General features: G+C 55.7%; 18 protein-coding genes and 1 pseudogene. 3 read left to right on the forward strand and 16 right to left on the reverse strand.

The window, feature by feature from the left end; translation table 11 throughout:
- Positions 1 to 538: 538 nt before the first annotated feature.
- Both ABVS03_RS10730 and ABVS03_RS10735 read right to left on the reverse strand, forming a co-directional pair.
- Positions 539 to 1,945 carry an ATP-binding protein gene (locus ABVS03_RS10730; protein WP_368019100.1) on the reverse strand — a complete coding sequence of 469 codons (1,407 nt, stop codon included), beginning with the start codon at positions 1,943 to 1,945 and terminating at the stop codon, positions 539 to 541.
- A gap of 121 nt (positions 1,946 to 2,066) precedes the next feature.
- Positions 2,067 to 4,967, reverse strand: coding sequence for a DEAD/DEAH box helicase family protein (locus ABVS03_RS10735; RefSeq protein ID WP_368019101.1), 2,901 nt, complete (start codon positions 4,965 to 4,967; stop codon positions 2,067 to 2,069).
- A gap of 447 nt (positions 4,968 to 5,414) precedes the next feature.
- On the opposite strand from ABVS03_RS10735, the gene ABVS03_RS10740 reads away from it, so the two are divergent.
- Both ABVS03_RS10740 and ABVS03_RS10745 read left to right on the forward strand, forming a co-directional pair.
- Positions 5,415 to 6,659 carry a hypothetical protein gene (locus tag ABVS03_RS10740; protein WP_368019102.1) on the forward strand — a complete coding sequence of 415 codons (1,245 nt, stop codon included), beginning with the start codon at positions 5,415 to 5,417 and terminating at the stop codon, positions 6,657 to 6,659.
- Positions 6,646 to 7,911 carry an Abi family protein gene (locus ABVS03_RS10745; RefSeq protein ID WP_368019103.1) on the forward strand — a complete coding sequence of 422 codons (1,266 nt, stop codon included), beginning with the start codon at positions 6,646 to 6,648 and terminating at the stop codon, positions 7,909 to 7,911. The genes ABVS03_RS10740 and ABVS03_RS10745 overlap by 14 nt, the downstream gene beginning before the upstream one ends.
- Positions 7,912 to 8,185: 274 nt before the next feature.
- Here the strand turns inward: ABVS03_RS10745 and ABVS03_RS10750 are convergent, their stop codons facing one another.
- Positions 8,186 to 8,893: a GntR family transcriptional regulator gene (locus ABVS03_RS10750; RefSeq protein ID WP_368019104.1), complete on the reverse strand. Its 708-nt coding sequence runs from the start codon at positions 8,891 to 8,893 to the stop codon at positions 8,186 to 8,188.
- 259 nt (positions 8,894 to 9,152) lie between these two features.
- On the opposite strand from ABVS03_RS10750, the gene deoC reads away from it, so the two are divergent.
- A complete protein-coding gene (gene deoC, locus ABVS03_RS10755) occupies positions 9,153 to 9,863 on the forward strand; it encodes a deoxyribose-phosphate aldolase (RefSeq protein ID WP_368019105.1) in 711 nt (236 codons plus the stop codon).
- Positions 9,864 to 10,029: 166 nt separating this feature from the next.
- Here deoC and ABVS03_RS10760 read toward each other — a convergent pair whose 3' ends face one another.
- From ABVS03_RS10760 to opp3C, 13 genes and pseudogenes are all read right to left on the reverse strand, one after another.
- Positions 10,030 to 10,491: a PTS sugar transporter subunit IIA gene (locus tag ABVS03_RS10760; protein ID WP_368019106.1), complete on the reverse strand. Its 462-nt coding sequence runs from the start codon at positions 10,489 to 10,491 to the stop codon at positions 10,030 to 10,032.
- Positions 10,491 to 11,609 carry an SIS domain-containing protein gene (locus ABVS03_RS10765; RefSeq protein ID WP_368019107.1) on the reverse strand — a complete coding sequence of 373 codons (1,119 nt, stop codon included), beginning with the start codon at positions 11,607 to 11,609 and terminating at the stop codon, positions 10,491 to 10,493. Before ABVS03_RS10765 ends, ABVS03_RS10760 begins: the two co-directional genes overlap by 1 nt.
- Positions 11,610 to 11,620: 11 nt before the next feature.
- Positions 11,621 to 13,147, reverse strand: a complete 1,527-nt coding sequence (locus tag ABVS03_RS10770) for a PfkB family carbohydrate kinase (protein WP_368019108.1) — start codon at positions 13,145 to 13,147, stop codon at positions 11,621 to 11,623.
- Positions 13,147 to 14,145, reverse strand: a complete 999-nt coding sequence (locus ABVS03_RS10775) for an SIS domain-containing protein (RefSeq protein WP_368019109.1) — start codon at positions 14,143 to 14,145, stop codon at positions 13,147 to 13,149. The genes ABVS03_RS10770 and ABVS03_RS10775 overlap by 1 nt, the downstream gene beginning before the upstream one ends.
- Before the next feature lie 153 nt (positions 14,146 to 14,298).
- Entirely contained in the window at positions 14,299 to 15,132 is an 834-nt protein-coding gene (locus ABVS03_RS10780) for a PTS system mannose/fructose/sorbose family transporter subunit IID (RefSeq protein WP_368019110.1), read from the reverse strand.
- On the reverse strand, positions 15,122 to 15,925 hold the full coding sequence (locus tag ABVS03_RS10785) for a PTS mannose/fructose/sorbose/N-acetylgalactosamine transporter subunit IIC (protein ID WP_368019111.1): 804 nt from the start codon (positions 15,923 to 15,925) through the stop codon (positions 15,122 to 15,124). The genes ABVS03_RS10780 and ABVS03_RS10785 overlap by 11 nt, the downstream gene beginning before the upstream one ends.
- Positions 15,926 to 15,999: 74 nt before the next feature.
- A complete protein-coding gene (gene agaB / locus ABVS03_RS10790) occupies positions 16,000 to 16,467 on the reverse strand; it encodes a PTS galactosamine transporter subunit IIB (RefSeq protein WP_368019112.1) in 468 nt (155 codons plus the stop codon).
- Positions 16,468 to 16,691: 224 nt separating this feature from the next.
- On the reverse strand, positions 16,692 to 17,435 hold the full coding sequence (locus tag ABVS03_RS10795; RefSeq protein ID WP_368019113.1) for a GntR family transcriptional regulator: 744 nt from the start codon (positions 17,433 to 17,435) through the stop codon (positions 16,692 to 16,694).
- Between the two features lie 259 nt (positions 17,436 to 17,694).
- Complete coding sequence (locus ABVS03_RS10800) at positions 17,695 to 18,201, reverse strand: GntR family transcriptional regulator (RefSeq protein WP_368019117.1); 507 nt, start codon at positions 18,199 to 18,201, stop codon at positions 17,695 to 17,697.
- A gap of 135 nt (positions 18,202 to 18,336) precedes the next feature.
- A pseudogene (locus tag ABVS03_RS10805) lies at positions 18,337 to 18,597 on the reverse strand (GntR family transcriptional regulator); the annotation flags it as partial.
- Positions 18,569 to 19,504, reverse strand: a complete 936-nt coding sequence (locus ABVS03_RS10810; RefSeq protein ID WP_368019114.1) for an ABC transporter ATP-binding protein — start codon at positions 19,502 to 19,504, stop codon at positions 18,569 to 18,571. The pseudogene ABVS03_RS10805 and the gene ABVS03_RS10810, both read right to left, overlap by 29 nt.
- Positions 19,501 to 20,589 carry an ABC transporter ATP-binding protein gene (locus ABVS03_RS10815; protein ID WP_368019115.1) on the reverse strand — a complete coding sequence of 363 codons (1,089 nt, stop codon included), beginning with the start codon at positions 20,587 to 20,589 and terminating at the stop codon, positions 19,501 to 19,503. Before ABVS03_RS10815 ends, ABVS03_RS10810 begins: the two co-directional genes overlap by 4 nt.
- A 4-nt stretch (positions 20,590 to 20,593) precedes the next feature.
- The coding region (gene opp3C / locus ABVS03_RS10820) for an oligopeptide ABC transporter permease (protein WP_368019116.1) at positions 20,594 to 21,621 on the reverse strand (1,028 nt) is incomplete at its 5' end.

Raw genomic sequence — 21,621 nt, forward strand, 5'->3', positions numbered from 1 at the left:
GATAAGCTGTATGAGTGCATATAGAAAGGGTGGTTTTCACATACATAATGAGGGTATGTTTCACCGGCTTGTTGGATTCTTTGGCGCCTCATTCTGTGACCACCCGCGCCATCTTTTCAGCAATCCTCATAATGTTAGATGGTCTGAATACTTACAGAAACCTTACGAAACACGCAATTTGCAGCGAGGCATCTGCCTCCTCCGCAGCATCACCGGATCAGCAACAGCAGGATTCTCATCGAAATAGCTCACGCTCTTGGCATGTATGAGCGCACGCCAGGTCTTGCCGCACCATCTGGTACCGGAAATCTCCAAAGCAGGTCTCGGAATATAGCTCCCGGCGACATCCGGCATAGTAATAGCTCTTCTGCTTCTGCACTGCCCGTCTGAGCTGCACGTTATATATTTTCCACCTATTCCGTTATCGTTTTCCCCCTTTCGATATCGTTTTTCGCCCTGAGTGGCAATGCTTTTCCGTGCGACGCATCAGAGATGGACGCCCTGCTTTCCTCCGCCCTGAAGGACATGCAGCACGATGTCACTGCCTCTCAAACATCTCGTCTGCCGTCACGAGACGGACATTGCCCCGACGGCGCGCGTCTTCCCTGCATTCATCAGTAAAACCCGACTTTGAGAAAAGAAAGAGCAGCACGCGGGACGCTTGCCTGCGGACCAGTTCTGCCCGGCCTGCAAGAGTGCCGAGCACATCCGATGTGACCGGCCTCGTCTCCCATTTGCATTCCCCAGCAATGACCTCGCCGTCCAGCCCGATTGCTGCGACATCTACATCCACCGTCTCGTGACGCCGAGAATCTGTTCCCCACCATCTGCCAACCTCAAGAGGAAGCACGGGCACGTTTCCCGACGATATCTGCCTCATGAGCCATTGCCTGCTTACATCCTCGAACACATGCCCCACATACGTGCTCAGATCCTGCTGCACGATCCTTTCAGCTGCTTGCTGTTCCATGCCGCGCTCGACCAGCTGCGCATAGCGCGCCACAAGCGAGAAATGCGACAGGAAGAGCCAGTCGCAGATCCTGTATCGGGCATGCTTCCTGTTGGCATCGCCTACCGGGGCTATCCGTTCTATCACACCGAGCTCTTCGAGAGACTTGAGATAGCCTGCCGTCGCAGACGAGGAGAGCCCAGCATCATTCTGGATGTCCACCGATCGCGTACAGCCTCTGGCAACAGCAGAGATCACGGCATTATAGAGAGCCGGAGTCCGCACCTCCTGTGAAAGATAGTTCTCCGGTTCGGCGTACAGATAGCGGCTCAGGCCAAGAATGCGGTTGGCGAGATTCCATTCAGTCGATTTCGATCCATCGAGCTGCTCGAGATACAGCGGCACGCCGCCGACAAGCGAATAGAGCTCGACAGAGCGGAGTGCATCTGCAGGCGCAAGCATCGCTGCAGAATCGAAAGCATCGAATGGCTTCACCTTCAGCTGTGCTGTGCGCCTGCCATAGAGCGGACTCTTGCTGCCGAGAACCTGATGTTCCATGAAGCTCATGGACGACCCGCAGAGCACCAGCATCATGCGGGAGGAACCCTTGCAGCGATCGATCAGGTTCTGCAGCAGCGAGGAGATGCCTGGATAGGATTGCGCAAGATAGGGATATTCATCGATAACAAAGATGAGCCGGCTGCCTTCCGCATATCTGAAAACGTTCTCGAGGGCTGCCTCGAAAGTAGGATATGCTGGCTGCATCCGATCGGCCTCATCATGCCCGAGAACCGCAGCACTCAGAGCCCGGAGATTTTCGGCGGCGCTGGTCTCGCGTGCCTGGAAGAATCGGACATCTGGCTTGCCGTCAGCAAACCTGCGGAGAAGCGTCGACTTTCCCACGCGTCTGCGCCCATACACGACCACCATCTGGAATGTCCCGGTGGCATAGGCTTCTTCAAGCACGGAAAGCTCCTGGCTCCGTCCGACGAACATGGCTTCTCCTTCCATGGGCTATTTTACTCAAATATACATTACTAAAGTATACTTGAGTAAAATAAGATATGAGCACATGCACCCATCCAGCATGAAAAGAACCGAAGGCATGCTCTCTGCGTCATGGCGAGGCCCTTCCCTCAAGCTCGGCAGCCAGCTCAGCGTTAGTAAGGCGGATGCTGCAGTCGTCCTTTTCAGGAAATGCCAGCGGAGAGATGCCACCAAACCAGACAAGGCTGCCGTCGCAGACCAGAGCGTGGGCAGGCTTCTGGCTGCTGCATATCACCCCGATTCCGAGCGTTCTGAAACGCTCGAGAATATCCCCGTTGCTTTCTGCTGCCGCCTCGCTTACCTGTACTGACACCTTCACGCCCCGGTGACGCGCATCTTCCAGCAAGGGATAGAGCGCCGTGCAGGCCTTCTTCTGCAGCCATCCAGAGGCGATGAAGAGGCTCGATCTCGCCGCACCTATATCTTCTGCCATGAGCTTCCTGCTTTCGGCAGCTTGGACAATATGTCCTGCCGGTGTGCCGTCATGGGCCTCAGCCAGCGTATATCCCAGCTTCGCATAGGTCTTGAGGCGGGATTTCCATTGCCTGCAGCAGAGCGGAATCGCCTCATCCACATAGTCATGCACCTCAACCTCATGCTTGCCCTCATGGGTGCGGTGGATGCGTCCCACGTCCTGCGTCACAAGCCCGCTCCAAGAGATGGGTGCTGCCAGGAAGAGCGCATCGAGCCTCGGCTCATCGAATCCTTCTCCAAGGTATTTATCTGTTGCCACAATGCAGAACTGTGCATCCTGCGGCAGGCGTGCAAGCTCCAGGAGCTTGCGCTTCCGTGTCTTTGCATCGTCTGCCCCGACAAGCATGAAGACCCTGACGCTATGAGGCCCGAGCCTCTTTTCCAGCGCATCTGAAAGCCGTTCTGCATGGTCCACGAGGCGCGTGAGCACAAGAGGGCATCTCCCTGCTTCTGCTGCCTTGCAGACGTCATCCACGATAAGGGCATTGCGTCCCTCGTGGGCACCCAGATACTTCAGGATTCCCTGCCAATCGGCAGGAGCGGTTCTTTCCGGAGGCTGCACGCCCGTAAAGCGGGGCACAAGCCTTCTTGCCATTCCCTGCCCTGCCATCTGCTCCTTTACGCTTGCTGTATAGCGGACGGGCCCCATGAAGAATGTTATCGCTTTGTCCAGACGGTCCTGCCTTTTGGGTGTTGCCGTAAGGCCCAAGAGATAGGTGGCATTCGACTGCTTGAGCACCTCTATCAGGCTGCTTGCCGGGACGTGCTGCGCCTCGTCGACAACGATCATCCCGTAGTTCCTGACAAGGCTGCGGATCTGCCGGTCTCCTTTGACTTCGCCCTTTTCGGTCAGGGACTGTACAAGGGCGATATCCACCAAGCCGCTGGGAAGAAGCCTTCCGCCACCGATCAGGCCGACTGTATCCGGCTGGTGCTTCCTCTTCCTGCCGGTCGGCGTCAGCAGCACATCCGGCGTATCCCTGATTTCGAGGAAGGCATCGAGGCTTGCCTTCCATTGTTCGAGAAGCGGGCTAGCCGGCACAAGCACCAGCGTGCTGACACCCCTCTCTGCAATGAGGCGAGAGGCGATGACAGTCTTGCCGAAGGCGGTCGGGGCGACGAGCATGCCGTCTTCGTGCTCCTTGAGTGCCGCGAATGCCTCATTCTGTCCGGGACGGAGCTCGCCCCTGAAACAGACATGCAGCGCCCTTCTCTTCTGGCGCTCATCTACAAGTACAGGCTTGGCTCCCTGAAGCTTGAGATATCCGATTGCCTCGGCAAGGCATCCTCTTGGAAGCGAAACCGTCTTGTCATCTTCTGCTCCGAACCACAGGAATCTGGGCGTATTCCAGATTCTTTCATGCATGCGCTGCTTGATGAAGAATTCCGGATTGGCGAGGGCCGCCATGCGTTCCAGATCTGCCACCACAGGCTGCGGAAGGCATGCACGTGAAATCTCGACCATGCCCTTGAGATGCACTTCTATCTCTTTTCCAGACAGGCTCCCGCCAGAGAGCGGAAGGCCGCAAGAGATGCTGCCGGAAGAAGGCAGACGAGAACTTTCTGTCTGCTTCTGGAGAAGCTGTTCCACGTCTTCTGCGCTTGCCTGTTTCACGCAGAAAAGATAGGCCCATTGATCTGGATAGGGACAGAAGCTCTCGTCCACAAAGACGCTGTTTCCCTGTACGACAGCCGCACCCTGGAGGGGCAGCGCGATCAGATTGCCCAGTCCATCCTTGGAGAGCGTATCCTGCGTCGGGAACAGCCGGTCATATGAGGCAAAGCCGATATGGGAGCAGCGCCTTCTTGCATCGTCCAGTATCAGGGTGCCAAGCTGGCGTGCCTTGGCGGCAGGAAGCTCCTCCTCGAAGAAGATCCAGACATGCGCGCCTGCGCCGGAACGTGAGCGTTCCACCGAACAGGAAAGACCCATGCTCATGCAGGAGGTGCGGTAAGCAGATGCAGCTTCCTGCCATCCCTCATCGTCGAAGTCTGCCACAAGCAGGAAGCACCCGCTCTTCTCTGTCATGGGATAGAGCCCGGCGACATCGCGGAAGCGTGCATCCTTTCCCCTGAAGTGACGTATGAGGGCTTTGTCATCCAGTGGTACCAGCTTCCTGCCAGGACACCCATCGCAGGCCCTATTCATCCTCCCTTTGCGGCAGACACCTGGCTTCCAGAGGTTTGCACAGACCGGGCCATAGCCGATCTTTCCATCCTTTTTCATGTAGCCCGTGGCATAAGCACTTTCCCTGCCCCTGAAAAGAGACCGGAAGAGGGCAATCTTTTCCCTGGTCGAGCTCAGATGTGTCACCTGTGCAGAACAGGACGGCGGCACGGCGGCCCCTGCCCTCCATTCATCGAGCGCAGCTGCATATTCTATGCCTTCGGCATCCCTGCAGAGAACCATATCTCCGGTGTTGCCAGCGCTGGGCACGATGCGCTCGAAGCTGAACATGCGGCCCGCAATGCATGAGGATGGAGCCAGCTTTTCCATAGATGGCCTCCTTGAGTTTCAGCTTGTGCCTGCAGTATAGGGCATAGAGAAGCATCCATATGGAGAAGCATATAAAAGGACATGCCTGGTCCTTCCCAATTTCTGATGCTGCAGACAGCCTTGAAATATGCTTGTCGTAGATTCAAGCTCAACAGATACCTGCCTGCAGGGGTTTAACACGTCTCTTTCAGACCCGCGGCGTATACGTCATTAAATCCCTCCTCTTGGACGCCGCGGCGCTATCGCCATCAGGCCTGCCAAGCTCAATGAGCTTGCTACGATAGCCGGTACGACTTGCCGCAGCTTTCAAGGAATATATCCCTGGTCTCGAGCTAGGCCGGCACGGTCGTCAATAACGTGTGCACAATGAAGGGTAAAATCGAGAACGCAATCGCTGAATGCTTCTCAACGTCATTCTCAAAACATTCAGTCCCTCAGAGCCGAGGAGTGATTTCCATAGAGAACCAAAAGTTTCCATCCGCCCTCTGGCTTGATGATCCGAAGGGTGATTTTGTACACAGTGGAGTAGTAGGGCTGGGGTCATTCGATACGAAGAAAGGGGTAAATCTCGAAATCCCACTTGGCTCGATTTCGTTAAATGAGGACCAAGGTATACTAATCGGCAGCCATCGTGAATGCGCACGCTTATATGGTTTGGCACAAAACTACGATCACATCACCTTGGTAGATGCTTTTGGCAGCCAGGGCGTCAGCTATCCCGGATTCGCCTATGAGAACTGGCATGCGCAACAAGCCATCGTCTCACGGAGCTGTTTCTTTGAGCAAGATCCTTTAATAGAGCAGGCGACTGTAGCCATCGATGGGTTATTCGAGTGGTGCCAGCATAATCCCATACAAGAATCCATACGTTATGAGAACAATAGGTGGCATGACACCGAGATATCCGCCTCATCTAAAGCGTTGGAAGACCTGCCCCTGTACGCAAACAAGACTGCAGATGTCTGCTTAAGGCCCGTAATCACCGAGGGCGGCGGAGAGTTACCGCTCAAGACAGCTTCTCTCACGAGCGACTATCGTCTCATATTTCGCTTCAAAGGTAACCTGCCGAAGCTCTCGGAAGCAATCGACGAGCAGATTGCGCCTGCAAGGGATCTACTTTCCCTCTTCATGGGTTTTCGGGCTGAAATCCGCTCAATTTCGCTTATATCTCCTGATGTCAAAGGTCCAATCAGGGCCTACATTCCTTTCGTAGAAGCAAGCCGCACATCCCTCCCCAAACAGGCAATCCAGCAAATGCCCTTTCACTATCCCAATGTAAAGGATAGACTTCAGACAATGGCTCAGAACTGGTTTTCCCTCCCAGATGATGCTGGCCGCGCTGCCGATATCATGCTCGGCATGCTTGCCAGCGAGCACAGCATCTATCTAGACTCTAAGTTCATTGCAGCCGCCAGTGCATTTGAAGCCCTTTCACGTGTCGGCCACAATCTGGAAGAACTGCCTCCAGAAAAGTTCAACAGGCGCCTTGCCACCGTAAAAAGAGACATAAGCGACAGTCACGTACGCAAATGGGCATGTCACAAGCTCAGGTCCGCAAACTTCACCCCAGCAAAGACTCTTGCTCACCAGATGCTCGATGAGCTGGAGCCATACTCCAGCCATATTGTTCCGGATAGGCAAAGGTTCGAATCTGACCACCGTGATGCAAGAAACGCCTATGTCCCAGAATGACCGCCTGGCTAATAGTGAAACTCTTTCAGGCAAAGACCTCTACATTCACACCGAAGCCGTTCTCTTTCTGGTCTGGGGCAAGCTGCTTATCCTGCTCGGCATCAGTTCGCAGGAACTTATCGACGCCCTTTGCTCTTCTGCCTTCCACTGGAATGACCTTTATCGATCGCAGCAAATGTACAGGGCCAAAGAGCAGGAAAATCGCTTATGCAACACGGCATCTCCTGACAATCAGCCAGACAAGAGCAGCTCATCCGATGAGACTGGACAAATAAACGGTCACATGAAGCCTGCTCTCACAGTCACACAGCAAATCTCTCATCTCAAGTCACAGGGCGTCACATTCAAGCTTATCGATGAGAGTGAAGCGGCACGCTATCTTGCCGAAGCAAATAACTATCTCCGCACCCGGAGCTACCGGGTTCTGTTTTCCCGTCAAACTGGGGGCGCACACATCGGTGAATATGTGAATCTTGACTTTGCCGATCTCGTTACGCTCTCCAGGATTGATCGTGAGATGCGTGAGGTATTCCTTCTTGCCTGCATAGACGTGGAGCACTTTTCCAAGATGCGTGTATTGCGTCTCTGCGAGGAAAGACATGAAGATGGATATGCCATCGTTTCCAGTTTTGCCGCACAGCTGAGCCATAACGAGCGAAATCATCTTCTGGGAGCCCTCAGAGCCCGTGCCTCGGAGGGCAAACGGCATGATATCTACTCCGGTGATCTCATCGCCCACTATCTGGACGATATGCCCGTCTGGGTATTGCTCGAGGCACTTGAATTTGGACCATTCACAAACTTCTACCTCTTTTGTGCTGATCGCTGGGACGATGAAACCATGCGTCAGGAGCACTATGTGCTCAAGAGCGTTAAGGCGCTGAGAAATGCCTGCGCGCACGACAGCTGCATCGCGAACGGTCTCACTACGGCTGGAGAGAGGGCAGGTTACGCGCCAAATCTCCTTATCACAAATTCTCTCAATGACCATGGTATTCATAACAGCAGATCAAGGCGCACGAAGCTGCGCAACCTGCGCGTAGCCCAGATTGCCGCCCTCCTCTGGTCTCTTTCTGCCTTCTGTACAAGAGACTCCACAATCGAACGACATGCCATGCGGTTTGCTCGGCTCAGAGAGTCCTTTGAAGCAAATCGAGAACGTTTTGGGAATGATGACGACGCCAATGCCTTTGTGTCGTATTTCGAATTCATCTGGAAGCTCGTTGACATATGGGTGTCCCAGCGGGTATAAAGTAGTCACGTGTAAAAACCTTCGGGTTTTGCAAGAGCGGGGCCGCCCAGCGGTTCCGCTCTAGTTTTATGCAGAGTCACCCATTGGCGCAATCTGTCCCTAATCCGCTGCAGTACATCCCGGCAGTGATGCATCTCTTCGATTTTCCGGCATGCCGCAGCTTGCCGCACTGCTCGCCAGTCAACTCTCTATACACTCGCTTGGCATACCGTCTCCCTCTTTCTCAGCAGCCCGCTTCATCCAAGATGAATAGCATTGAATGGCAGAAAACCATCTATCTCTTGGCGACATCGACTTCGAAGACATTACCTTCGCCACGGTAGACAGCCTTCGAATACTCGACCGGCACTCCGCTCTTCGTGCTGCCGACCGTATAGAAGAGAAGCATCGGGTCGCCTACCGCAACATCGAGCAGTGTTGCAAGCGCTCCGTCCGCGCTCACAGCCTCAAAACGTCTGTGAGCCGATACGACGGCAGAGCCACACTCTGCAAGCGTCTGATACAGGCTTGCATTCGCAAAGTCGATATCATCGAGATCGGGCAGCTGGGCACAAGGGAGGTATGTCTCCACGAAGACATTGGCTGCATCCTCTACATACCGCAGACGGACAAGCTTGTATACTTCGTCACCAGGTCTAATATGGAGCGCCTCTGCAACAGACTCCTGAGCCTTTTCGCGCTTGAAGATGATCACTACCGTACGTGTGCTGTTGCCTGCCAGGCGCATATCATCAGAGAAGCTCATCAGCCCTGCCGTAAAGTGCTGGCGCACTTTCGGGCGGCAGACAACGGTCCCCCTCCTGCGCCGCCGGTCGAGATAGCCATCATCCACCAGGGGCTGCAGTGCCTGGCGGACCGTCGGACGGCTTACTCCATACGCCTGAGCAAGCTCCTGCTCAGAAGGAATGCGCTGGCCTTCCTGATAGGTGCCATCCTTTATCTTAGCCAGCAGATCGTTGCTGATGTCTTCATACAGTGCCATAGGCTTCCTCCTGCAGCGGCAAGAACATCAATCGTTGGGCCCCGTTGCCGATGTGGCAGCAATGCTTTCGGCACATCCTCGCTATCGCTGCCCATGGAGCAATCGATTGATATCTCTTCATCCCTGACATAATACCCAAATGTCATGCAGATTCGGCATTTAGCACACGTTCGTCAGCATGCCAACGATTATCTATTGACAATCTACTAATCAATATATAATTATGTATATACATATTACTTCGATGGAAGGAGTCCGGATGGCCCGATATACCCTTGATGACCTTGCCCAGATGGTCGATCACACAAATCTCAAGCCGTATGCGACCGATGATGATATGCGGCGCCTCTGTGCCGAGGCGCGCCAGTACCATTTCCGCATGGTAGCCGTGAACCAAGTCCAGTCCAGGCTCTGTGCGCAAGAGCTTGCCGGCAGCGATGTGCATATCGGTGCAGCCATCTCTTTCCCGCTCGGCCAGACATCCATTGCCGCCAAAGAATTCGAGACCCAGGACGCTATCGCGAACGGAGCTACCGAGATCGACTATGTCATCAATCTGACGCGGGCAAAGGCACACGACTGGGACTATATCAGAGAGGAAATGAAGCAGATCGTCTCGATATGCAAGGACGCCGGACTCATCTCCAAAGTCATATTCGAGAACTGCTACCTCACTGACGAGGAGAAGATTGCCCTGTGCGGAATCGCGAAGGAAGTCGGGCCCACCTTCGTCAAGACCTCAACAGGCTTCGGCGCCTCAGGGGCGACTGTCGAAGATGTTCGCCTCATGAAAGCCCATGTCGGCGATGTGGTGCAGGTCAAGGCGGCAGGCGGCATACGCGATGCTGACACCTTCCTCGATCTGGTACGGGCCGGAGCCACTCGCATTGGCTGCAGCGCCGGCATCCCCATCATGCAGGAATTCGAGCGCAGGCTTCAGGCGATGGAAAACGACTATTTCGAGCTCTGAGAAGCCATGCATAGCAGCCCTTCATCTGCTGCACAGGCAGATTGACCAGAAGCGGCTGTCCCCCATCATGGCACAGCATGGGTTGAGGCCGGCTGCCAAGCAGCCGGCCTCATCTGCATGCTTGCCGCCCTTCAGGATGAAAGCAGCCCTGTGCACGAGCAGCCTGTCAGATTCCTTCCTCTTGGCTAGATTCATCCTCCGAAGAGACAGAAAGGACTGAGTGGACAAGGCCCGTGCGGCCTGCCGCCAGGCTTTCCTCTATGAGGCTCTCGGCATTCTCCGCCTCAGGCCTGCTGAGTGCCGCAGTGACCATGCAAGGCAGATTGACCCCCGCAACAACGCTGACATTCGGCAAAGCCGCAGAAGCCATCATTGCCTGATTGAAGGGTGTGCCTCCCTGCAGGTCGCAGAACACGATGACTTCGTCGTCGCTTTCGGCATATCCGCTTATCACAGAACGCAGCCGCTGAGGAAATTCAGATGCCGTCTCGTCGTCGTGAAACTCTACCACGGAAAGCTCATCCTGCTCTCCAGCAATCATCTTGATAGAGCTATAGAGCCCGCCTGCAAATCCGCCGTGCCCGGTAAGAATGAAGCCTATCATGTTCTTCCCCCAGAAGCTTGCCATCAGTAAGGCATCACGTGCGAAATCGAAGCCGTCTTCGTCACGGCAATCTTGGAGAACTCCGAGAACATGGGGTGATTGTCCCATGAATCGAGATCAGTCGAAGCTCTGTATGCGATGATCTGGCAGACAGGAAGCACATAGATGGGCTCCAGCATCGGCTCATGGATGTCATCGAATGGCACACGGACCGCATGCTCGTCGTCGATCTCTCTGCTGTCAGTGATGCAGTATGCTTCATTGCTGACCGAGCGCGTCGCACGCCAGATGGTACGAAGACGGTCACCTGAAACACCAAGGTCATCGTAGAAGAAGAATGTATAGTTGGGCGTGATCTGGAGATTCGGCCCATGGATGTATTCCTCTGCCTCATAGGCGAAGCTTGGAACCTTGATGGTCTCTCCCATCTTGAGCGCCGACTCGCACGCCAGACCATAGCCCTGGGCAAATCCGCAGGAATAGACGACATCCATCGAGGTCAGCACAGCTTTGTGGCTCTCATAGAAGGCATGGGCATTCTTCTGCATGATGCGGTGGCGATCGGGTGCTTTCTCAAGCTCCGAGACGACATCCGCATATTCCCTGTCATCTATCAGCCCCTTGTCATGCGATGCTTCCAGTGCAAAAAGCATGAGGAAAAGGGCGAGCGTCGAGACGCCGCGGGTCACGTAGCTGACGTCCTCCTTTCCCACTCCATAGTCGACCAGGATGCTTGCATGCTCCTTGAAATCCGAGTCCAGATTGCCGGTCAGGCCAATGGAAGGCCTGCCGAGCTCGCGGAGCTTGTCGAGAGCAGCTATGGTATTGGTCGAGCAGCCAGTCTGCGAAATCGCGAACACGAAATCAGTGGGTCCCAGAACATGCTCATAGCAGCAGAATGTCTCCGGAGGCACGATCTGCACATCATGGCCCAGATACTTCACCATGAATGGCTTGGCGCACTGGGAGGCATTCGAGCTCGATCCGCACGCGACTATGAAGACGCGCTCATAGCCTCCCTCCACGTATACCCTGGCCAGCTCGCCCACCAGATCGCCGCGATTGGCGATATTGTCTTTCAGCTGGTCCGGCGTGCTCTCGATATAGGTGAGCATTGTCGGCTTGGCCTTCTCTTCTGTCATGGAAACCTCCTCTATAGAGTTCTGTCTGATGGATGCAGCACGGCATCCAGATATCTGAGAATCTCGTCATGGGAATCGAATTCGAGAAGTGCTCCGGTGCGGTCTGCATGGCCATGTTGCTTCCGCAGGCACAAGACATCTGCGCCGGCTGCCACTCCTGCCTGTATGCCATACGTCGAGTCCTCGACGATGAGAGTCTCTTCCGGAGACGCACCAAGACGCTCGAGGGCAAGATTGTAGACAGCTGGGTCGGGCTTCGAGGCATGGCATTCATCGAACCCCGAAGCGACAACGTCCACATATCTGGCAAAGCCGCATTGGTCCAGTGCCCGCCTGATGTCGGCAAGGTGGCTTGAAGATGCCACGGCTACACGGACCTTGCTGTCGTGCAGATAGGCAAGCAGCTCCTCAGCGCCTGGAATTGCTACCTTGCCGTAGTCGAGCGGCTGTTCATAGAGGCTCTCGTTGTATTCGCGCTCAATCGAAGTCCTGTCCTCTCCTGTAACCCCGCGGAGAAGATTCAGCTGATGCTCATCGGAGCTTCCGTAGATCGAGTCGATCTGTTCTTCGGAGAAGGTCTTTCCATGACGGGCAGCGATCTCGATCAGCTGCTGCACATAATAGGGTTCGCTTTCGACGAGGACGCCATCCAGATCGAAGATGACAGCGCGGACCGTACGCTTCCACCGATAGGGATGACCGAATCCCCCATCGCACTGGCACATGCACGCAGCATGCCTGCCCGCCTCAGCGAGGGCGTCCGCGATTTCGGCAACAGTGCCAGGAGTCTGCCCATGGCGCCAGCCCCGCCTGCTCAGGCAGAAGGCAAGAGCAGCCACGAAGGAATCCCCTGCCCCCATGGTGTCAGCCGCCCGGTCATCTGCAGGGACGCCCCGGACCTCCTTGCCTTGGAAGAAGAATAGCGGAGCGGCGGTTCCTCGAGTCACGAGCACAGAGATGCCCTGTTCGGCAAACGGCCAGGCATCAAGAAACTCCCTGATTTCAAAATCGTCTGCTCCAGACATGGAGAACTGTGCAAGGTCGATATGCGGAAGGACCTTGCCGAAGTATTCCTCTGTGCGGTATTTTTCCTTCTCGCCGAAATCGAAGCAGAGCAGCCCCTCATGGCCATCAAGGAGCCCCAGCTGGCTTTCGACCTTGCCATTGCAGCTCGAAAGAAGGACATCGGCCCCTCTGAGCCGTGCCAGGGCGGCTGCATCGAGCTCCGGAAAGGGCGCCCAAGCATCCCCCTCATCCACACCGAGGAAGAAGCGCTCCCCGTCATGACGCTCCTGGCGCACAAGCTTTGTCGTGCCGCCTTTGATGGTACAGCAGAGCGAGAGATCCACCGATTCGGACCTGAGGCTGGCCTGCATCGCTTTGCCCCAGGAATCATCAGCTATGGCACCACAGTACGAAGCTTCAGCCCCGAGACGGGCTGCGCTGACGGCACAGTTCACGGCATTGCCGCCAGGATAGGCCACGCCGAGATTTTCATACACATCGAATACGTTGTCTCCTACGCCTATGACCTGCATCAGTATTCCACCTTGCGGTAGTAGCGGCGGTAATCGAGAGGGTGTCCCGTCACGTGCTCCATGTTCTTGGAGATGCGCTGGAGAGCCGCATTCATGATGACAGGGCCAAGAAGGGGACGAAACTCGTCGGAGATTCCCGGCAGCTCGAATGTGGCGGCATCTATGACGGTCAGCTTGTCCGTATATGTCTGCGCAAAGCGCTTGACGCGCTCATCGAGCGGGCGGCAGGGCCCCTCGCCCACAAGCAGCGTCAGCGGAACTCCTGACTCGAGCAGCTCGAACGTGCCATGGAAGAACTCGGGGCTCGAAACCGACTTCGTCCGTATCCATTGGCTTTCTTCCAGCACGCACATGGCATACGCGTAGCACACCGGCCAGAGGTCGCCCGAAGCCACCCAGATGTGATACGGCTCAGCGTGATAGAGCCTGCAGTACTCGATTGCCCTGTCATCGAACTGCCTGCGCACCGAATTGAGAGCAGGGCCAAGAGATGAAAGCTCATCGGCAAAAGCATCGTATCGGTCAAAGCTGCCAAGCTTCTGGAGGATACGCCCCAGGAAGATATAGGCGACAAGCTCCTGCGGCCTTCCCTCCCCATAGACAAAGCAATAGTCAGACAGCTCCTCAAGAGGAGATTCCGGCTTTCCCACAATGGAAAAGATGCAGCATCCCCGCTCCTTGAGCCAGCGTGCCGCTGCGACCGTCTCCGGCGTATCGCCAGACTTGCTCGACATGATGGCAAGCGTTTTGCTGTCGAGCATGCTGCATCCCGTCAGCACCAGCTCTGCCGAAAGCACAGAACGCACCGGCAGGCCGCTGTAGGCTCTGATCAGATATGCGAATGGATCGAGCATTGCCTGGGATCCGCCCGAGGAGGAAAAAAGGATGTTCGAGATGCCATGGCTGCACGCATCGTCTGCCATCGCTTCGATCTCGCCCCTTCTGCCATAGATGCGCTCGGACGCGGCAAGGAGCTTCTGCTCATCGAAAGAAACCATATATGTCAAACACCTCTGTCTTTCATCGAATGATGGTTGCCGGCAGGCTTGTCGGACAGATGCTTCGACCCATCTGGCCGAGGCCAGCCTGCTGGCTTTCCGGAAGCAGGAAGCGGCTCCCGGAAAGCATTTATGCAGGACGGTCTTCAGGGCCTACATCCAGCCAAGGAACGACATGAGGATGCCGAAGGCGATGATGCCCAGGATGATCGCAAGGACATTTGCCTTCTTCTTGAAGAGCCAGAAGACCAGGAACACGAGCGCGAGCGGAAGCACGTTGGGCATGATGTTGTCGAAGACGCTCTGCACTGTCGTGCTGCCGACGCCGAAGACGAGGTCATCGCTGAAGGCAACCGAGACATACGAAGGAATGAGGCCGCCAACCACCATCATGCCGAGTATTCCTGCAGCCTCGGTAAGGTACTTGGTCGTCGTGCCGATGTTCTCGATGAGCCTGGATCCGACGTTGTAGCCGGCTTCGGCAAACCAGATACGCGAGATGGCCATGAAGAACCAGATGGCAATATAGAGGATAGGGCCAAGGACAGATCCGTCCTGCGCAAGCGAACAGCAGATGCCTGCAGAGATCGGTAGCACGGTGAACCAGAAGATGGCATCGCCCAGGCCTGCCAGAGGTCCGAAGAGGCCGTTGCGGATGCCGGCGATGAGATTGCGGTCCGTATGCCGCTCCTCCATGGAGAGCTCGAGCCCCATCAAAAACGTTGCCATGTGCATCTCGGTGTTCATGAACTCCATGTTGTAGGTCATGAACTCCGACATATCCTTCTTGGAGTCCGGATAGAGCTTCTCGAAGCAGGGAAGCATCGACCAGGTGAATCCCGGCGCCTGCATGCGCTCGAAGCTGAAGCCTGCCTGCTCGGCAATCGAACGGATTCCCAGCCTGTGGAGGTCTTTCTTGGTGAGCTTCGGTGCAGCCTCGCCAGCCACGCCGCCGTTGAGAGAGGCGGACATTTCATTAGATGCCATCAGGATCATCTCCATCAAAGGTAGCTGCAGATGCTTTCACTGCCGCAACGGCGTCATCGGTAGCCTTCTCATGCTTGTAGTTGATATATGCAAGGGCAGCAGCTGCGATAGCGATAGGAAGGACGTTGGGCATATCGAGGAAGGTCGCCATGATGAAGCCAAGGAAGAGATAGGCGACATTGCGGGACTTGAGCATGACCATGAGAAGCAGTCCGAGACCGACAGCAGGGAGCATGCCTCCCGCAATCTCGAATCCGTGGATCAGCCACTCGGGGAAGGCGTTGACGAAAATCTGGATGGGGCCCTGGAGAGCGAAGGCGCAGAGGAAGACCATCAGGGCTACGACGCCTGCCTTGATGAAGATGGCAAGGGGGATGATGCGGTTGAAGCCAGCGACATCGGTGTTCTTGGCATATTCGTCGCATTTATGGGCGACAGAGACATACACGGTATTGAAGATGATTCCGACCCACTGCGCAAGAAGCGCAAAGGGAAGCGATAGGCCGATAGCTGCATCCGGAGACTGCCCGGTCGTATACGCAATCACGACCGTCATCATGCCCGCCATGAGCGGATCGGGAGGCACCGTCCCGCCGACGGTCAGAAGCCCCAGATAGGCAAGCTCGCCAACAGCGCCGCATGCAACGCCCAGCTCCACATTGCCCAGCACGATGCCGGCGAAGAAAGATACGACAAGCGGCCTGAACCAATAGAAAGCTTCGAAAATCTGGTCACACCCGCAGACGAAGCCGACAAGCGCAAGAAGCAGCCCTTGTATAAGCGTGATCTCCATACCTGCTTTTTCCTTCCTGATTCTTGGACATTTCTTCCAGCAAGAACTTTGCTGCCAGTCAAGCCCTCCTTCCGCTAGAGCCCGATCTTCCGGTTGTTGGGAAGAATCTGGATGTATACCTCTACGCCATGCGACTTCATCTCTTCGAAGTCGGCGAGATCCTGGTCATCGACATACACGTGAGGCTCTTTGTACTCACGCTTGCCTTCCTGATGGTGCATATTGCCTACATTCACCGACGAGATCGGCACCCCGCCATCAATAAGAGCGCGCATCGTCTGCGGCGTCTTGGTGACAATGAAGATGTGCTGCCGTGGGCTTGCCTTGCCTATGACATCTATGGTCTTCTGCACCGTGAAGAATCTGATGCCGATGCCTGCAGCATCGGTCGTCATCTTCATGATGGATTTCTGGACAGGGTCTTCCGCCACGTCGTCATCCACGACTACGACGAGATTCGCACCGCAGGCTCCAACCCACGAATTGCCCACCTGGCCATGGACAAGCCTGTTGTCGATGCGGGCCAGCACGATATCTGGCATGGTTCCTCCATTCCCCTCGGGGACCGGCAAGGCAGGGGATATGTCTTCCCTGCCCCTTACACTATCGAGATTAATGGCATATTTTGTCTATCTTATTTCCGTGAAAGGTCATTATTTTGTCTCAACCGTTATATAACGTTATAGTCAGTTTGACCATAAAAGAAGAGGCCGCCTCAGGATGTGCCGAAGCAGCCTCCAGAATCTCCGTCTTGGGCCAGAGCGTGTCAGAGCGCTATGGAATACCTCGATCCGACCATGATCTGCTTTTCCGTCATGAGAGGCCTTCCGTCATCATCAACATAGCGGCCGTCCAGACGGAACAGCGGCTCCCCTTCTGGAACATTCAGATACTCGGCAAGCTTGCCGAAGGCGCTTTCCGAGCTGAGGATGCATCTGCCATCGAGCTTCGGCGTGCATCCCTTGTGCAGGCGGATCGATTCATAGAGCGACCTGTCCTTCAGGTCTTCCTCTTCGAGATACGCGAATTGGCTTTCCGGAAGCCTCGTGAAGTTCGCCATGACAGGGATGCCATTGGCAGTATGAACACGCTTGAGAGAGATGATGCGCTCGTCAGGGATGAGCTCAAAGAATGCGCGGTCCTCTTCGGTGGGCTCTGCCACCCTGCAGCCAAGCTCGATCGTGCCCGCCTCATAGCCCGCTTCCTCGCAGGCCTCCGTGAAGCTCTTCGTCTCTATGTCGCGCAGGGATTTCAGGAGATGCAGATGGCTGCTCTTGTCGCGCACGAACGTGCCTTTGCCTGGCCGCTTTATGAGATATCCCGCGTCGACAAGCTCCTGCACGGCACGGCGTATGGTGATGCGGCTTACCAAGAAGCGCTCCTCAAGCTCGGACTCCGAAGGAATGGATTCGCCGACGCCATAGGCGCCGCTGTCGATATCGTACTGTATTCGTGCAAGGACCTGCATGTACAGAGGAAACGATGAGGTGGGATCAGTCTGTTCGGACATGGGACGAAAATGCCTTTCCGTGCGGATGGACCCTTACATAGTAAAGGTATTTGCACATCCGGACATCTGTCTTCATGCCGGCCGCCGGTTTCTGCAGGCAGACGGTGCCGGACTGTCCAGGCCTTCCTCAATGCGAAGCACCGTAGTGGCAGAGTGCAGCCAGGATGGAAGCAGCATGGGGGAACAGATATGCCTGCTCCATGGCAGGGGTGCCAGGACGACAGGATCTGGGCAAGCGGGGTGCCATTGCCGCCGGCGCTCAGGACTTGCGGTCCTGGCGCTCCGCATCATCTACCGTCAATGCAAAATCCTTGCCGCGGTTGATGATGCGTCCATCGCGGTTGACGTCGAAATGGTATGAGACGCGGTCTGCCCTGATGATGCTCTTGGAGTAGTGGAGGATCCTGCCATCGGCACAGGCCATGCTCTTCCTCAGGATGAAGAGCGGGGAGCCGGTCGGATATTGGAGGAGCTGGCCTTCATCTCCCCGTGCGGTGGACGCATCGAGCGTCAGGCTTTCGTCGCCGAACCCGTAGCGGTAATGCTCATCAATGAGATGGTAGAAAGACACATCGTCCAGAAGGAGATCTGGCAGGCCAGGGAACATGGCAGAAGGCACGAACAGGTTGTCTATCGCCATGGGATAGTCCTCTTCAATGATCAGGCGCCTGATGAAGAAGATCTCTTCACCTTCCTGTACCCTGAGGATCGCCGCCAGATCCTTGTCAGCACGCTCGGTGCTCTTCTCGAGAACCAGCCGATGCATGCCGCGATCTCCCGGCTCGAGCCCGCCAAAGCCACGACCAAGCGATTCCGTGCTTCCCAGGACATGCTTTGGCACCGCGACGAAGGTGCCGCGTCCCTGCACCTTGCTGAGAAGACCTTCTTCAACCAGATCCTGCACAGCCCTTCTGACCGTAATGCGGCTCATTCCAAAGCTTTGGCAGAGTTCCTGCTCGGTCGGTATGCGCTCCCCCACCCCGTATTTCCCATCCAGAATAGCCTGCTTGAGTTCGGTTTCGAGCTGGAGATAGAGCAAACCATTGGTGTTCGAGTCAAACGTATGACGCTTCTGCCGAAGTGCGCTTCTCTCTGCAGGCACGGTTACATCTCCCCCCCCTAGCTGCTCAGGCTCAGTCTGTCCAAGAATCAAATTCTTCATCAGTAGCAAGGACAGAATGGTCTTCCTCTACGTTATGGTATGAGCCCTTCTCATACTCTATACCAAGAGCTTCTCTGCTATAGACCAGAGGTTTCCGATTCCTCTCCAGGCGAGGGTTGAGCCGGGGGATTGCCGATATCAGAGACTTGGTGTAGGGATGGATCGGATTTCCGAAGATCTTGTCTGTTGCCCCCTGTTCCACAATGTGCCCGAGGTGCATCACCGCTATGTGCTGTGATATATATCGGACCATGGACAAATCATGGGCAATGAACAGATAGGCAGTGCCGGTTTCCTGCTGAATGTCCTTCATGAGATTCACTACCTGTGCCTGAATCGAGACATCCAACGCCGAGATGGCTTCGTCTGCAATCAGGAGCTTGGGATTCATGATGAGGGCACGAGCCAGACCTACGCGCTGGCGCTGGCCGCCTGAAAACTGGCTGGGATACCGGTTTGCCTGCGACCGGGAAAGGCCAACGCGATCCATCATCTGGTAGACCTTCTCCGCCCGCTCGTGGCGGTCCATATGCGGACAGTGCGCATCGAGGCCTGTCGCTATGGTGTCGATGACCTTATGGTAGGGGTTGAGCGATGCCATGGGGTCCTGGAAGACCATGGACATGTCGCTTCTGAGCCTTCTCTCGGTATCATCGGAAAGCTTTCCCGAGATATCCATTCCTTCGAACCTGATGGTTCCCGAGGTGATGTCATCGAGCCTGATGACGGCACGCCCTGTCGTCGACTTGCCCGAGCCCGACTCCCCTACCAGGCCAAAGGTCTCTCCGGGATAGATGGAGAAGGAAATGTCATCGACCGCTTTGACAACATTGCCGCCTGGAATCGGAAAATGCTGCTTGAGGTCGCGCACCTCGAGAAGAGGCTGAGCTTCAGCTCCATCTTTCATGCCTGGACCTCCTCCCCTTCTTCCTTCATTGCCGCGATACGCTCGCGGAGCTGCTGGGGCATCTCCACATGTGGAGCGCGCGGATCGAGCAGCCAGGTGGCTGCCCAGTGAGTCTCGCTTACCGGAAAAGCCGGAGGCTCTTTTACGAAGTCGATGTCGAGAGCAAAGGGATTGCGGGGCGCAAAGGCATCGCCCGTGATCTCGTTGAGCATGTTGGGAGGATTGCCTTTGATGGTATAGAGACGGGAAGAGCGGTCCGCATTGACCGACGGCATGCTTGAAAGCAGGCCCCAGGTATAGGGATGGCGCGGATCGAAGAACACCTCTTCAGCTGTCCCTGCCTCCACAATCTTGCCTGCATACATGACATTGACGAAGTCCGCGACCTTGGCAACGACGCCCAGATTGTGGGTGATGAAGATCACGGCGATGCCGAGCTTTCGCTGGACCTCCAATATGAGCTCGAGAATACGTGCCTGGATGGTCACGTCGAGAGCCGTCGTGGGTTCGTCGCAGATAAGCAGATCCGGATTGCAGGAAAGCGCGATCGCTATGACTACTCGCTGCCTCATGCCTCCTGATAGCTGATGAGGATAGCTCTTGAGCCTGGCCTCGATATCGGTGATGCCCACCATATCGAGAAGTTCGATACAGCGCGCATGCAGCGCCTCTCCGCGCAGATCGGTATGCAGAATCAGGCTCTCTGCAAGCTGCCGCTCTATCGTCATTGTCGGATCGAGGGAGGTCAGAGGATCCTGGAAGACCATAGCGATATGGCTTCCCTTGAGCTGCGTGAGCTCCCTGTCCGAGAGCTTCATGAGATCGACCGTCTTCGGAGTGCCTTCCTTGTCTTTATAGGTGAATTCGATCGTGCCGTCTTCGACGATCTCGTTGTGGGACCTGATGCCCATGATCTGCTTCACCGTGACAGACTTGCCCGAGCCTGACTCGCCTACGATCGCCACGGTCTCGCCGTGGTATACATCGAGATTCACGCCGCGTACCGCATGCACGCATCCATTGGCGGTCTTGAAGGATACCTTAAGATTGCGCATCCGCACAATCCGGCTACGTCTTCCATCCATATCCTTACGACCTTTCTGGATCTATTGCATCGCGCAGGCCATCTCCGAAGAGGTTGAACCCGAGCATCAGGACAGCAAGCACGACGACAGGCGCGACGACCTGGTAGGGAAATATCGTGGCTGCCTTGTAGCCATCGTTTATGAGGGTGCCGAGAGATGCAGTCGGAGCAGGGACACCGAGGCCGACAAAGGCCAGGAAAGCCTCCAGGAAGATCGCATTCGGGATGCTGAACATGAAGGTCACGACAATCTGCGCAAGCGTGTTGGGAAGGATCTCCTTGAAGATGATGTCTTTCGGCTTGACGCCCAGTGTACGGGCTGCCAGAACAAACTCCTGATTCTTCAGCTTCAGGACCTGCGCACGGACGATGCGGCTCATATCGATCCAGCCGGTGATGAACAGGGCGATCACGATATTGCCAAGCCCCGGCTGGAGCACGACGATCATGAGCGTCACGATAACGAGCTGGGGAATCGAGCTCAGGATCTCTGTGATGCGCTGCATGACGATATCGGCTTTTCCTCCAAAATATCCGCTGATCAGGCCGTAGACCACACCTATTACGACATCTACCACAACTGCAACCAGGGCTATTGCGAGGCTGATGCGGGTACCACACCACACGCGGGTCCAGATGTCTCTGCCCAGGCTGTCTGTGCCGAAGAAGTGGTAAGCATCAGGCACGCCCTGCGCCGCGTAGCAGTCTACGCCGTTGCGGGTGCCATCAAAGATGCCCACCTGCTCAAGCCCAGGCACACGCGGCGGCAGGTTTGCTTGCGATGAGTCGACGTCATAATACGTATAAGGGCTCAGCATGGGACAGATGATTGCCAGCAGAACGATTATTGCGATAATGAGCACCGCAATAGCTGCTCCCCTGTTTGCCAGAAACCTGTTGAACGTCTCCCGGGCGTACGAATAGTCAGCATATTCACGGTTGTCCGCATCTTCGTGTCTCGAGGTGCTCAGCCTGAAGAGCCTGGCGTCTTCATCCTGGGGCATTTCCTGTGCCTTTGCCGATATTTCTGCTT

The sequence above is a fragment of the Olsenella sp. AGMB03486 genome (assembly GCF_040884255.1).
In the GTDB taxonomy this organism is placed as follows: Bacteria; Actinomycetota; Coriobacteriia; order Coriobacteriales; family Atopobiaceae; genus Olsenella_L; species Olsenella_L kribbiana.